The sequence below is a fragment of the Citrobacter sp. Cpo045 genome (assembly GCF_030332875.1).
Classification (GTDB): Bacteria; Pseudomonadota; Gammaproteobacteria; order Enterobacterales; family Enterobacteriaceae; genus Citrobacter; species Citrobacter portucalensis.
Genome location: NZ_JAOWGZ010000071.1, coordinates 1 through 13,742, shown reverse-complemented (window position 1 = coordinate 13,742; position 13,742 = coordinate 1). Strand labels below are relative to the sequence as shown.

General features: G+C 51.0%; 15 protein-coding genes and 2 pseudogenes. 9 read left to right on the top strand and 8 right to left on the bottom strand.

The window, feature by feature from the left end; genetic code table 11:
* Nucleotides 1-80 precede the first annotated feature (80 nt).
* A pseudogene (locus OGY13_RS02655) lies at nt 81-647 on the top strand (DinB/UmuC family translesion DNA polymerase); the annotation flags it as partial.
* A gap of 135 nt (nt 648-782) precedes the next feature.
* Here the strand turns inward: OGY13_RS02655 and OGY13_RS02650 are convergent.
* Both OGY13_RS02650 and OGY13_RS02645 read right to left on the bottom strand, forming a co-directional pair.
* Nucleotides 783-1,754 (bottom strand): ParB family protein, encoded by a 972-nt coding sequence (locus OGY13_RS02650; RefSeq protein ID WP_016479949.1) that lies wholly within the window; start codon nt 1,752-1,754, stop codon nt 783-785.
* Complete coding sequence (locus OGY13_RS02645) at nt 1,751-2,956, bottom strand: AAA family ATPase (protein ID WP_015493083.1); 1,206 nt, start codon at nt 2,954-2,956, stop codon at nt 1,751-1,753. Before OGY13_RS02645 ends, OGY13_RS02650 begins: the two co-directional genes overlap by 4 nt.
* Nucleotides 2,957-3,318: 362 nt before the next feature.
* On the opposite strand from OGY13_RS02645, the gene OGY13_RS02640 reads away from it, so the two are divergent.
* From OGY13_RS02640 to OGY13_RS02630, 3 genes are all read left to right on the top strand, one after another.
* The gene (locus tag OGY13_RS02640; protein WP_022652286.1) at nt 3,319-3,951 is read left to right on the top strand and encodes a recombinase family protein; all 633 of its coding nucleotides are present in this window, start codon (nt 3,319-3,321) and stop codon (nt 3,949-3,951) included.
* Between the two features lie 53 nt (nt 3,952-4,004).
* Nucleotides 4,005-4,205 carry a hypothetical protein gene (locus tag OGY13_RS02635; RefSeq protein ID WP_040219232.1) on the top strand — a complete coding sequence of 67 codons (201 nt, stop codon included), beginning with the start codon at nt 4,005-4,007 and terminating at the stop codon, nt 4,203-4,205.
* A gap of 146 nt (nt 4,206-4,351) precedes the next feature.
* Nucleotides 4,352-5,302, top strand: a complete 951-nt coding sequence (locus tag OGY13_RS02630) for an Rpn family recombination-promoting nuclease/putative transposase (protein ID WP_040219234.1) — start codon at nt 4,352-4,354, stop codon at nt 5,300-5,302.
* On the opposite strand, the gene OGY13_RS02625 is transcribed toward OGY13_RS02630, so the two are convergent.
* The 4 genes and pseudogenes from OGY13_RS02625 to OGY13_RS02605 form a co-directional block, all read right to left on the bottom strand.
* The gene (locus OGY13_RS02625; protein WP_015493086.1) at nt 5,299-5,910 is read right to left on the bottom strand and encodes a DUF2913 family protein; all 612 of its coding nucleotides are present in this window, start codon (nt 5,908-5,910) and stop codon (nt 5,299-5,301) included. The genes OGY13_RS02630 and OGY13_RS02625 overlap by 4 nt on opposite strands.
* Complete coding sequence (locus OGY13_RS02620) at nt 5,907-6,302, bottom strand: hypothetical protein (RefSeq protein ID WP_040219261.1); 396 nt, start codon at nt 6,300-6,302, stop codon at nt 5,907-5,909. Before OGY13_RS02620 ends, OGY13_RS02625 begins: the two co-directional genes overlap by 4 nt.
* A gap of 52 nt (nt 6,303-6,354) precedes the next feature.
* A complete protein-coding gene (locus tag OGY13_RS25105) occupies nt 6,355-7,209 on the bottom strand; it encodes a 3'-5' exonuclease (RefSeq protein ID WP_040219240.1) in 855 nt (284 codons plus the stop codon).
* Nucleotides 7,202-7,762, bottom strand: a pseudogene (locus tag OGY13_RS02605) (DNA-binding protein); the annotation flags it as partial. The pseudogene OGY13_RS02605 and the gene OGY13_RS25105, both read right to left, overlap by 8 nt.
* Between OGY13_RS02605 and OGY13_RS02600 the strand changes: the two are divergent.
* Nucleotides 7,707-8,147, top strand: a complete 441-nt coding sequence (locus OGY13_RS02600) for a hypothetical protein (protein ID WP_064754782.1) — start codon at nt 7,707-7,709, stop codon at nt 8,145-8,147. The pseudogene OGY13_RS02605 and the gene OGY13_RS02600 overlap by 56 nt on opposite strands.
* Before the next feature lie 73 nt (nt 8,148-8,220).
* Here the strand turns inward: OGY13_RS02600 and OGY13_RS02595 are convergent, their stop codons facing one another.
* On the bottom strand, nt 8,221-8,784 hold the full coding sequence (locus tag OGY13_RS02595) for a DUF6685 family protein (RefSeq protein WP_052954190.1): 564 nt from the start codon (nt 8,782-8,784) through the stop codon (nt 8,221-8,223).
* A 189-nt stretch (nt 8,785-8,973) separates the two neighbouring features.
* Nucleotides 8,974-9,864: an SIS domain-containing protein gene (locus OGY13_RS02590; protein ID WP_040219243.1), complete on the bottom strand. Its 891-nt coding sequence runs from the start codon at nt 9,862-9,864 to the stop codon at nt 8,974-8,976.
* A gap of 392 nt (nt 9,865-10,256) precedes the next feature.
* Here OGY13_RS02590 and OGY13_RS02585 point away from each other — a divergent pair, with 392 nt between their 5' ends.
* The 4 genes from OGY13_RS02585 to OGY13_RS02570 all read left to right on the top strand — a co-directional run.
* Entirely contained in the window at nt 10,257-11,846 is a 1,590-nt protein-coding gene (locus tag OGY13_RS02585; protein ID WP_040219244.1) for a PTS transporter subunit EIIC, read from the top strand.
* Between the two features lie 77 nt (nt 11,847-11,923).
* On the top strand, nt 11,924-12,367 hold the full coding sequence (rpiB, locus tag OGY13_RS02580) for a ribose 5-phosphate isomerase B (RefSeq protein ID WP_040219247.1): 444 nt from the start codon (nt 11,924-11,926) through the stop codon (nt 12,365-12,367).
* Nucleotides 12,364-13,035: a ribulose-phosphate 3-epimerase gene (rpe, locus tag OGY13_RS02575; RefSeq protein WP_047721798.1), complete on the top strand. Its 672-nt coding sequence runs from the start codon at nt 12,364-12,366 to the stop codon at nt 13,033-13,035. The genes rpiB and rpe overlap by 4 nt, the downstream gene beginning before the upstream one ends.
* Nucleotides 13,036-13,476: 441 nt before the next feature.
* Nucleotides 13,477-13,742 (top strand): IS5/IS1182 family transposase (locus OGY13_RS02570; protein ID WP_032255513.1); only part of this gene is annotated, 266 nt, incomplete at its 3' end.

The window sequence follows — 13,742 nt, the reverse complement described above, 5'->3', positions numbered from 1 at the left end:
TGGTAAGCAGAGTTTTTGAAATGTAAGGCCTTTGAATAAGACAAAAGGCTGCCTCATCGCTAACTTTGCAACAGTGCCGTATTTCGCTTGAAGAAGCGCCGCCGCCAAAACAGCAGATTGTCTGCAGCCGGTCCTTTGGGGAGCGTGTCACGACGTATGAAGCCATGCGCCAGGCAGTTTGTCAGTATGCTGAGCGTGCAGCTGAAAAACTGCGCGGCGAGCGACAGTTCTGCAGGCACATTGCTGTATTTGTGAAGACGTCACCGTTCGCGGTGAACGAACCGTATTACGGGAATGTGGCCAGTGAGAAGTTGATGACTCCCACGCAGGATACCAGGGACATCATAGCCGCAGCGGTGAAAGCACTGGATCGGATCTGGGTGAATGGCCATCGATATGCAAAAGCGGGTTGCATGCTCAATGATTTCACTCCTACCGGGGTTTCGCAGTTGAACCTGTTCGATGATACTCAGCCCCGAAGCAACAGTAATCAGCTGATGAAAGTCATGGACGGTATTAACCATTCCGGTCTGGGGAAAGTATGGTTTGCGGGACGAGGTATCGCACCTGAGTGGCAAATGAAACGGGAGATGCTTTCACCGGCCTATACAACTCGCTGGTCTGAACTGCCAGTAGCGAAATTATGAGTCACGAAAAGGTTGAAAAACTTGGTGATTTCAGTGTGAAAGAATTTAAAATTTTCCTTTACAATCATAATAATAACATTGAAATCGGCATGGTGAAAAACATAAAAAAAGGATGCTCTCCGGCATCCTTTTCCCTTACTCACTTGACTCAGGAAGTCTTTTCAGAATACGTTTTATTGCATCATCAATCTCCGACTGTGCCTCAGCGGAAATGCGGGAAAACTCATAAACAACCAGTCGCTTCTTTGAATCAGTTTTCTTTCTGGCAAACTGATTGCGATCTGAAAATTCTCTCAGCTTCTCAGTTTGAACCGTTCTGGTAGGGCGGGTTGTCAACGATTTGCTCTCAACCCTGATAGCCGCCAGAATTTTGCTTTTATCAATTGCCGGATAATCTGGCATGGTCTTCAACCGATGTTGAACTTTTTCCATCAGTTCTGTTACGGATGTTTGCTTGTTGTTTGCTTCTTCAGCCAGTTTTAGCAAAAACTGATAATCCGACAAAGAAATATCATTTATCACCGGGAATACTGCAACCATTTCATCTGGCACTGCTGCGGCCTGAAACGCGCGAGTCACTTTCGCCGGAGAGAGATTCTCTTTCAACGCAATCTCTTCTTTCGTCATGCTAGTTCCATAGGTGACTTCAAGTCGTTTCCCCAACTCTCGAAGGCTATGTTCTCTAGCTGTCTGGATATCTTGCGCTAACTGCCGTGCATCGGCGAGTGATATATCATCTTTAGTTACTAGGATTTCGAATTTAACGTTATTAAATATGCAGGCGGCACGGCGTCGGGTCCCATCTAATATCTCAATTCGTCCATTAACCTCCCGTCCAATAGCCGGGAAGAATTGCTGCAGCTTTATCGTCCGGGAAATATCACTAACGGACTCACGCGTAAGCATAGCCTGATCTCGTCCATTGACCGATGCATCAACGAACGTCTTTGATTCAATCTCTCCGCTTAATACAACCGTTTTGACAAATTTGGCCTGCTTGCCGGATTTAAGAGTAAACGTTTTGACATCTCCGTCACCTTCAAGCATACGGGCAAACTCTGAATTGCTATTACCGAGAACTCGCCCACGAGCTAAAACCTTTTTCATTTAGACTCTCCCCGGATGTATTCAATGCGGTCAAAAACTGCTTTCGTAAACCGTTCTGCTTCAGTACGTGCCTTTTTCAACGCTTCAGCACTACCAGGGTATGAAACAGGGTTAGCACTAATAATAGTGTCAAAAGATTCACCACATCGTTCGAATCCATCCAAACGTGGCAGTGACGAGTCCAGAATATTACTTGCATACACTTCGCGGGCCAGGCTATGCGAAGTTTCGTGATCACGCTTATTAGTCATTTTTGACATGAAACCGATACTCGCGCTCAGGCGTGGTTCCACACCTTCGTCTTCAAGACGCTCCAGCATTTCAGGCAAACGTGTCAGATATTTAAGGGTTGAATGGAAATCAACCTGTGCCGGTGGAGTAGGGGTCAGAAGCAAATCACTCGCTGCCAGACCATTCAGAAGGAACGGATCAAGATGGGGGCCAGTATCTATGAAGACAAAATCATAGTCACCAGCGATACGGTCAATAATTGTTTTCCTGAGGACTTCAGAAGGTTTAAGTCCTGGTAAATGTTCTGCTACTAAAGACTCCCACTGGCTCGCCACAAAGCCGTCATCAATAGAAGCAGGGATGACATCAACACCAGGAATAATGGTGGGGCGAATAACTGCTTCTCGCAATGTTTCAACATCGAGATCATTCAGCATTGCCTGAGCAGCTGTTTCAAGGACTGTACCAATGCTATGGGTGTGATCCAGGAACATAGTACTGGAGGCCTGTGGGTCGAGGTCTATTACAAGGATGCGAAGATCATGCCGCAGCAGGTCCTGATGTACACGCAACGCATGTGCAAGAGTAACTGTACTGACTGTTTTTGATACACCACCTTTAAGGTTTACAACGAAAATAACGTAGGGTTCTTTATGGATATCGCGATATTTAGGTATCTGTCGGTGGGCGTAGATATCGATAACATTCTTTATCGTCAGAGCATATTGTTCGACGTTACCAATCTGCTTTTTATTAAATATATAGCCGTCTTCTTCCATTTCTTTCATGGCCAGTTCTACGATACGCCGGCTCAGCTTTGGTAGTTTTGCGACAGCGTTACGAGTATATGTCTGATGATAATCTGTCAGATTAAATTCTTTCCTTTGTTCCTCAATATCCCTACTCATAGCCTGAAGTAAAGCGCTTGCTCTAAGAGCTATGGTACCCACACTACCGTAATCGCGTTTCATTTTTGTCCCCTAAAGATGGAATCCTTGCACATTGATGGCGTAGAAGCTCACGCCATTGTACACAATAAATAATAACGTACAACATATAATGATACGACATTAAATTATTGTACGTTAATACCTACCTATCACGTAGCTCAAAAAGACAACTGAGGCTGTACTCAAAGAAAAAACCGTGAGTCTGTTCAGAGCTTGCATCTGAGCAGGCGAGGGGTTGGACAAGCTCCGTGGGCGCGTCAGCCTGTCACATTGGGGTATGCTCTATATATACCACCCGAAAAAATACCGGCGAATATTATTGTTACCACATAAGTGATACCATCATAAGCAAGACCACTTAAAAGTTACCAGAAGGACAAAATATGTTCGTTTTTGGTTACCTCCGGGCATCCACTTCAGAGCAGAATGCCAGCCGGGCAAAAAATGCACTGAAGGCATTTGCAAACCAAAATGGCCACCGTATTGCTGGCTGGTATATCGACAATGTCTCCGGTACGACAATGAACCGTCCTGAACTGATCAGGCTTCTTGGTGATGCGGAACCTGGTGATGTGATTCTCATTGAACAGGTCGACAGGCTTACTCGACTGGATGATGCAGGCTGGGAGACACTCAGAAAGCAAATCACCGACAAGCAGCTGGCCATCGTCAGTCTTGATTTACCAACCAGCCATCTGGCGCTATCCAGCACAGTAAGTGATGACTTCACCCGAAGCATGCTGAAGGCCGTAAATGGCATGATGCTGGATATGCTCGCCGCTATTGCCAGAAAAGACTACGAAGACCGTCGACGTCGCCAGGCAGAGGGAATCTGTAAAGCGAAAACTGAAGGAAAATACCGGGGCAGGGTGGCCGATGCACAGAAACATGAACTGATACGTACTCTGCGTCTGGCCCACGGAAAATCACTGCGTGAAACAGCCCGCCTGGCTGGCGTATCAAAGATGACAGTAATCAGGGTCTGTAACGGCAATCATAAGCAGGATACTGATTGACGATACTTATTCACGTTAGGTTCAGAACAAACAATTAAGCTTATGGAGCGAATATGGCTGAAAGAATATCTCAAAGAGAACAGGAGTTGTTGGAGGAATTCCTTTGTACTGTTCTGGATGATTTCAGTAAAGGCAGTATAACCCACCATCAGGCTGTCAGCGGTATCGCGACATTATATACAGCTGCCACAGAAGGACGGAGAGAAGAGGCTTTAGAATATCTGAGAGAGGGAAGAAAGTTGCTAAGGCAGTAATTGATGATGAGTAAAGATGGTTTAGGAAGGGGACCGAACCACCCCGGAACGGTCCCCTGAAGGAATGGCAATTCCGTTCACCGCCAATATTAGCTTTTCCCGGGCTGTGATAACATCTCCGGGTCATTTTTCAGAGCCCAGGACTGATGAAGAAGAAACCAGGTACACCCACACCCCATGACGCGACATTTCGCCAGTTCCTGGCGAATCCCGATGTCGCCCGTGACTTCATGATGTTACATCTCCCGGCTGAATTACGCGCGCTGTGCGATTTGACCACGCTGAAGCTGGAGTCCGGTACCTTCGTTGAGGACGACTTACGTCAGTACGCCAGCGACATTCTCTGGAGCATGAAAACCACCACCGGCGATGACGGGTACATCCATCTGCTTCTGGAACACCAGAGTTCGGCGGATAAAAATATGGCCTTTCGTCAGCTCAGATATGCTGTCGCCGCCATGCAACGTCATCTTGAAGCGGGTCATAAAAAACTGCCGCTGGTCATCCCGGTTCTGTTTTACCACGGCAGCCGGAGTCCGTACCCGTTCTCCACGAACTGGCTGGATTGTTTCAGTAACCCGGAACAGGCCGGAAAAGTATACACGACAGGATTCCCGCTGGTTGATGTCACCGTCATCGATGATGATGAGATAATGAACCACAGACGGATGGCCGCACTGACCCTGCTGATGAAACATATCCGCCAGCGGGACATGATGGAACTGCTGGACAGGCTACCCCGGGTAATGGTGGAATGGATTTCCCCCGAACAGGTGCGCGTTCTGATAAACTACATGGTAAATGCAGGTGAAGCGCCTGCACCTGAATTTATGCGGGCGCTGGCAGAGCGTCTGCCGCAACACGAGGATGAACTGATGACCATCGCACAACAGCTTGAACAGATTGGCATCGAGAAGGGCCTGCAGCAGGGTCTGCAGCAGGGCCTGCAGTTAGGTGAACAACGCGGTATTGAAAAAGGCGAGCGCGAAGCCACCCTTAAAATTGCACGAACCATGCTGCAGAACGGAATTGACCGCAATACCGTCATGAAAATGACCGGTCTGACTGAAGACGAACTAGCGCAGATCCGCCACTAATCCCCCTTTCCTGGCACTCCCTGTCCGGCCATCAGAGAATACTGGTGGGGCAGGGAGGCACCAGACTCAGGCTCTGCCTGCCAGCCACAGCGATTAAACACCTTCATCACCCCCACTACGTTACCCGTCAGACGTGCTGTAAGCGGATTTATCTGTCGGCCGCTGTCGTCAAAAGCGACATCGAGGTTGGCCCGTGAGAGATAAATGCCGTTCACGCCCGCACTGAGCGCCACAGCATTTCGGCCTGACCATTCCCGATCGCTCAGCAGACGGTAGTTCCAGTGCATATCTTTCGCTGTTTCCAGAGCATACGTCAGCCGGAACAGGTCGTTCTGCTCGGACAACTCGCCGGTGCAGGAACGCCAGAGGTAATTCAGCTTGCTGGCCAGCTTCGCGCTGACGCCCAGCTGGCGCCTCTGTTTCAACAGCCACTCGATGTCCGGATTTATCTCCCGGGGGAAACGCCGTTGCTTCAGCGCAGTCGCCAGCCAGCGGATGAGAAAGAGATTTTCCTGTGCCGGCGAGAGAACGCCACCCTCCTGCCTGGCCAGCGCAAGCGCCACCAGGGCACACCATGCCAGATGGCCCGATTTTTCTGTCAGCGTCACGGCTTCTCCCGCAAGTCAGAAAAATGATGTAATTCATCCAGCATAATCAGCACACGTCGGCCCGTCTTACGGGGAAACATTCGCCGCATCTCACGCGTCAGCTGCTTCTTCTCCCATCCGTAAGGGAAAATAATGCTGTATTCATTTCTCTCAGCGTAAATATCAGGGCCCGCGACGATACGCGCTACCTCCTTATTCAGACGTTCGCCTCGCCAGCCATAAGCCGCCAGTCGCTTACGGATACGTGCAATGGGAAAACGTTTATCGGAGTGACGGGGGAAGAGTAACGTCCCGTCCTCATTTCGTTTGACGCCAAACATATCCAGAGACTGCTCGATCACCACTGTTCTCGTGGGAAAATGCTCACGCATAGTTTTCATCATATTTTCCATTCCAGACTCCTGAATTAATACCTGCAGCTGTCTGACCAGCCAGAGAGCAGCGTTATCTCCCTGCGCCATCATTCATTTCACACTGGATCTCACGCCAGTATCCGGCAATATTGTTTACCACCCGAGCCGTCATAACTGCGTCAGTGACGGCGGAGTGTGCCTCCCCGGCCCAGCTCAGCCCAGCCTGACTGACAGCGCCGGAAAGCGATATGGTACCGTAGCGATTGGTGGGGCCGTAATACCCCGCTGCAAGTCGCATGGCGCAGTACACCGTCAGAGAGTCCAGCCAGCTGGCACGGTCGTTATGCGCTGCCGCTGTCTGCTTCAGAATGCGCGTATCAAACTCAGCATTGAAAATAACCAGCGGGCGCCGGCCGATATGGTGCTGCAGCTGCTGCGCAATATCGGGCCACGATGGCGCACTGACCAGATCATCGTCACTGATACCGTGTACTGCAGCTGCTGCCGGATCGATGCCGACAGTGGGTTTAAGGCGGGTCTCAAATATCCTCTCACCGCGGGCATTCACCAGACCGATTTCCAGCGCCTGCGCGCCGGCATCAAGTCCGGTTGTTTCGGTATCGAGGAAGACGGGGTCCAGCGCTAACCAGGTATGTGCCAGCATGGCGAACCTGCCACACTCACTCTTCATCCGGGCCTGCAGGCCCAGACGTGCGCTGGCCTGCCGCTGTTTTTCTGTCTGAGGGCGTTTCGCCCGCATCGGGACGCAGTCAGCCAGCCGCCATACGCCGTATTTCCCGCCGTAAGGACTTTTGTACATTCTGACCGGTTCCACACCGGGGGCTGGCTTCATCCTGAACTCATCCCGAAGCCGCCCTCTGGTGTAGCATTTTTCCTCCGCCCGGGGCGCTTCATCACAGGCGTCTGAATTGTCATCATCACGCATTCTGGTCACCGGTCTGTTTATTGCCTGAAAGCGCCGCCATCAGTGACTGGTTCTGACGCTTCAGGGCTTCAGCCTCACCGCGCAGTGCCGCGACCGTTTCTTTCTCCCCCATCGTCTCCAGACGGGCATCATCACGCTGGTTTTCCAGCTGCGTGCAGCGATCTGTCAGACTGGCTATTTCACTGCCCATTCGCACCAGTTGCTCCGAGGAGGCTTTTTCCTGCGATTCCAGCCTTGCGGTGAGGCTGCTGACTCTGTCACGCTCAAGCGCAAGCTCCCCGGCGCGCGCCTGTGCATCAGCGACGGCCTGCTCGAGGCGCTGCTGCAGTGTCTCGCGGGTGGCCTGATGCTGCTGACGTTCTGCGGCCAGCGCATTTTCCTGCGATTCAAGACGGGTAAGGAGAGAATTGACTTTATCGCGTTCAGACTTCAGTTCTTCTGTACGCGCATTAGCTTCGGCAGAAATTTGCTCCAGTCGTTTCTGCAGGTCTTCCCGTGTGGCTTTGTGTTGTGCCTGTTCCTTACTCAGTGCATCCTGCAGGGCAGAACTGCGTAACTACAGGGATGACACCTGGGAAGCACCACAACGGGCCGCCAGACTCAGTGCGGCCGTCAAGCGCTACAAAACGTATGAGATGCTGTACTTCTTCTTCCAGATCGCTGATGAGGCCGGGCTGGACTATACTCCGCTGGTTGTAAAGCGCCTGTGCGCTCATCTTTTCGACAGGCAGGGCAGCCAGAATATTATTGTTGATATCTTTGGCCAGAAGGGACGCATGCACCGCAGCCATGACAGTGATCCTGACATTATTGCTGCCGTTGCCGAACGCTACCGGCAGCAGGCAGACGACCACTGGCAGACAGTCATGAAGAATATCGGGAGATTGAAGCAGGACTACCGGAAAAATCAGAACAGACAGAAAGGCGCAGGGGATTAAATGCATGATTAATGCTAATGTATGCGTACATTAGCATTAATCACATAAGTCAGTGAAAATAAATCAGGCTTATTCAACGTGGCGAAGGTTCTTTGGCCAGTTGCTGGAGCTGCTTCCCGAAATCAGGAAAGCCTGCGGCTGAAAGTACATCAGCAACAGCACTGGCTCTGGGATGGCAACGTTCAAGCCAGACCAGTTTGAGATCAACGCCTGACTTATCCGTATCATGCATGTGACGCGGCAAACCGGAATTACCAAACGGGCATTCAAAGGCATTCATGGCGTCGAAAAAGCAGCCGAAGAGTTCATCTGCCGGAATAGCAAACAGATGCCATTGCTGACGTATAGCGGAGATCATCGGCACATTTACACCGTAGCGACAGAGTCTGCCGGTAAGCGGAACCGCAATGCCCAGGCGGCGTGCCTGATAGCGGGCAGCGCCAAAATGGTGTGAGCCACCGTCGTTCAGCCAGTAAAGTCTCCGCTCTGCCCACGGATATTCAGCAAACAGCATCCGGTCGAGCCGTAATTCCCAGTGACGCATATTTTTTCGCAGGTGCTCTTCAGTCACAGGTTCAGCCAGCTCACGGCATCTCAGTACAGGAAACTCATCGATGTCCCGGAGATCATGATCCATAGATTTCGAGGCCGAAATCCCCCGAATATCTGTGATGTCGCATGAAAAATGAGGGATATTTTCTTTTCTAATCAGCTGCTGAACCTCAGGAACAGCAAGTGAATGGCTTTCGAGCCGGCGCTGGTAGCCCGGTTTGCGGTAGTCGATCGTCCAGGGGCGGGAATGAAATGAAATGATGACAGGGGTCAGCTAACTTTTCTTGCCGTGCAACGGTTCCACGACCTGAATGCCACGCTCCAATCGCTGCTTGTTCCCTTGATAGTCCTGCAACAAGATCGCGATAAACAGTGTATCCAGCAGGTTGAGCTGAATGATCCGCGCCACCGCATTTTGCCCCAACAGCGGCCCACTCATGGCCGGACTAAAGATCGACAAATCCGAATTCTGCGACAGCGGCGAGGCATTATCGTTGGTAATGCAAATCACCTTGGCCTGCCGCTCATTGGCAATCTCTACCGCATTCAGCAGTTCCCTTGTCTCCCCTGATTGAGAAATCACGATCACCACATCCTGCTCGTCCAGCTGACTGGCGACCATCAACATCAGGTGGAAATCGCTATAGCTGTGGCTGATGATGCCGATACGCAGGAGCTTATGCTCAAAATCCAGGCATACCGATGCCGAACCACCTACCCCCAGTATCATCACCCGTCTGGCGCGATAAATCAGGCCGGCTGCCTGCCCAATCACCTGGGTATCTGCCACCGATTGCGCCTCCTTCAGCACCTGAATGCTGTTACTGAATACCTTATCCAGCACGGTATCCAGATTATCGTCGGCCGTGATCTCTTCCTCTTTCTCATAGGGCAGAAAGTTGAAATAACTCACCAACGCGCCGCGCAACTCGCGAAAACCGGAATAACCGATTTTTTTGGCAACCTTGACGATCAAGGGTTCAGAAACATCAAGACACCCCGCAACTTCACGCAGTCCGGTATTTTTTGTGATGTTTCCTTTGGTGATCAACCACTCAACGATACTGCGCTCAGTCGGATTCAGCGAAGAGAGCGACATCTTGATCTTGGCCCCGATGGCCAGTGCATTTTCGGTATCCGGTAACACTTCGCGCTGATTTGCCATTTATCCCCCCGCAGTTTATGTCGATGTTCGCCAGTAGTTTACCACAGCCCCCAGCGGGACATGAATCCCTATCTGGCCATTCAAAGCAATAAATTCACAATCATTATCCATATTGTAAAATCCTGACATCCGATAAAGATATCAGCATTGTCGATCACTCGCTTTATCCAGCCCCCAATCCATCAAGTACTACACACCAGTGATGGGAATAATCTTTTGTTCACAAATGTTTTAATTTATGTGAAGTCGATCTCTTCGGTCTATTGCAATGACATATACTTCACATTAATAATTCGTACTGTGAAGTCTATGTCATTCTGATTCAGGATGAAGCCTCGATTGCTCCGGGAAAAAACCACTATGCAATACCCGATCTGATTTAAGGGAAAACTATGAAATCGTCATTCTTCGGTATTCTTCAGCGTATTGGGCACTCTTTTATGCTGCCCATCGCTCTGCTCCCCGTCGCCGGGTTGCTGTTGGGCATTGGCGCATCATTCACCAACGCCACCACCATCGAATCCTATGGCCTGCAATCCCTGTTGGGTGACGGCACGGTACTTCACGCATTACTCACCGTAATGAAAAGTGCCGGTAGCGTCGTCTTCTCCAATCTGCCGATGCTGTTTGCCATCGGCGTCGCGATGGGTATGGCTACCAAAGAGAAACAGGTCGCCGCCATCTCCGGTGCAGTCGGCTTCTTTGCCATGCACGCTACCATTAATGCCATGCTGCAACTCAACGAGTTATTGGCCCCTGGCGCGTTACCTGATGGTTCGCTGGGCATGAGCGTGGGGATCAAGTCTCTACAGATGGGCGTGTTCGGCGGAGTTCTGGTTGGCCTGGGTGTTGCCGCGCTGCACAACCGTTTTTATCGAATCGAGCTGCCAGCAACGTTCTCATTTTTCGGTGGCACTCGGTTTGTACCTATCGTTACCGCATTGACCTATGTGGGTGTGGGCATCCTGATGTTCTATATCTGGCCAACGATACAGGAAGGGATCATGCATCTCGGCGCGTTGGTTAACCGGGCAGGCTATGCCGGTACCTTTATCTACGGCTTTATCGAACGGGCACTGATCCCCTTCGGCCTGCACCACGTGTTCTACATGCCATTCTGGCAAACCGGGCTGGGCGGAACCGAAATCATCGACGGTATCTCGGTCTCTGGTGCACAAAATATCTTCTTTGCCGAATTGGCTAGCCCGAACACCAAAGAGTTCTCGGTAGAAGCTACCCGTTTTATGGCCGGTAAGTTCCCGTTCTATCTATTCGGCATCCCTGGGGCCGCACTGGCTATCTACCATTGTGCCAAACTGGAACACCGTAAACTGGTGCTTGGCCTGCTGCTGTCGGCCACCCTGACCGCCGTGTTGACCGGGATCACCGAACCTATCGAGTTTTCATTCCTGTTCGCTGCACCGTTGCTGTATGTACTGCACTGCGTGCTGGCGGGTCTGTCGTTCATGCTCTGTCACATCTTCAACGTCGGTGTTGGGCAAACCTTCTCCGGAAGCCTGATTGACTTCGTGTTGTTCGGCGTACTGCAAGGCAATGTCAAGACCCATTGGCTGAATGCCATCCTGATCGGTATTCCACTGTTCCCGATTTACTACTTCAGCTTCCGCTTCCTGATCCTGCACCTCAACTTCAAAACACCAGGGCGTGAAGACGAAGGCCAGGAAACCAAGCTCTATACCCGTAAAGACGTTGAGGCTGCCAAAGCCAACGGCCAGCAAGGCGATCAGGTTTCCGATTTGATTGTTGCCGGTCTGGGTGGCAAAGCCAACATCACTAATATCGACTGCTGCGCCACGCGGCTGCGGATCACCGTCGCCGATGAAAATCTGGTGGACGATAGCCTGCTTAAAAGCTCAGGGGCACGCGGTGTGATCCGCCGGGGCAAAGGCATCCAGGTGATTTATGGCCCGCAAGTCACGTTGATTAAATCCAATCTGGAAGACTGTCTGCAAGACGCTTAGTAAACCAACATCCCATTACCAACGCATTACTGTGAATTTGTTGCTGCCAGACCGGCAGCGACAACAGAGGATAAACGATGAAAATTGCCATTGGCTGTGACCATGTAGGGATCATTTTAAAACCCACCATTGCCGAACACCTGGAGGCGAAAGGGATCACCGTGATCGATAAAGGCGCTCATGGAGAGCAGCGTACCGACTATCCGCTGTATGCCAAAGCCGTTGCCGACGCAGTAGTCTCGCAAGAGGCCGATCTTGGCATCCTCATCTGTGGTTCGGGCATCGGTATTTCGATTGCTGCCAACAAGGTCAACGGCATCCGCGCAGTGGTATGCAGCGAGCCTTACTCGGCCAAGCTGTCCCGTCTGCACAATAACACCAATATTCTGGCCTTCGGCTCCAGGGTCATCGGTGCCGAGCTGGCGAAGATGATCGTCGATGAGTGGCTTAACGCTGAGTTCGAAGGGGATCGCCACCAGAAACGTGTTGAAATGATAGCCGTTCTGGAGACTCTTCCATGAACAATGCATTCTGCCCCTCATTGATGTGCGTTGACTTCTCCCGCCTTGGCGAAGAGCTGGCCGAACTGGAAGCGGCTGGAGCAGCCATGTTCCATATCGACATTATGGACGGCCATTTTGTCCCTAATCTGGCGCTGGGGCCGGAGGATATTAAGGCCGTCGCTAAGCTGGCGAAGATCCCTTATGACGCCCATCTGATGATGAGCAACCCGGACGCGTATATCGACAAGTTTGCCGATCTGGGTTGTAACATTATCTATGTGCACGCTGAAGCCCCGACACACCTGCACCGTACCTTGAGCAATATTCGCCAGCGTGGCGTCAAGGCTGGCGTGGCCATCAATCCTGGGACGCCTTTGAGCAGCCTGAGTGAGGTACTGGATGTGGTTGATGTCGTGTTAGTGATGTCGGTCAATCCTGGCTTTGCCGGCCAGCCGTTTATTCACAACACGATCGATAAGACCCGTAGGCTGCGCAAGATGCTGAGGGAACAATACAGCGAAGCAAAAATCGCCATCGATGGCGCTATCTCACCCGCAATTGTCAGAGAGCTGGCCGCGGATGTGGATATGTTTATCCTGGGTACCGCCGGGTTGTTCCGTAAGGAAATGAGCTATCAGAAGGCAATGCAGATATTACAGGAACAGGCTGAGTTGACTTCACCCTAGCCCTCTCCCACAGGACTGCCTCTTATACACAAATCCCCCGCATTTATGCCGGGGATTTTTTAACTTTTTCCTCTTCCTGTGATCTTCCTTAGTATTCTCTTTCTGTAGTTTTTTAGTATGGTGCCATCTAATTGTTATTCACGGCTAAATTTTTCTGTACAAAAAACAGGCTTAACGTGGGATAATTTCCGTTTCCAGGCGGACCCCAAATACGTTGATTCTACCAGGTGCATGTTTATCGTAATGTGATCGTCTGTACCGGGTATTTGCTTTATGAAACTGATATTCGTCCTTGCAAGACGCGTCAATGAAGCATCAAAACGATCTTTGAGTTGTCGATCAATACGTTTGCTCTCGATGCTGCAGTACTTAGGGAAGGTGCGAACAAGTTCCTGATATGAGATCATCATATTCATCCGGAGCGCATCCCAGAGGGACATCATGAGCCATCAACTCACCTTCGCCGATAGTGAATTCAGCACTAAGCGCCGTCAGACCCGAAAAGAGATTTTCCTCTCCCGCATGGAGCAGATTCTGCCATGGCAGAATATGACCGCTGTCATCGAGCCGTTTTATCCCAAGGCGGGCAATGGCCGACGGCCCTATCCGCTGGAGACCATGCTGCGTATTCACTGCATGCAGCATTGGTACAACCTGAGCGACGGTGCCATGGAAGATGCCCTGTACGAAATCGCCTCCATGCGCCT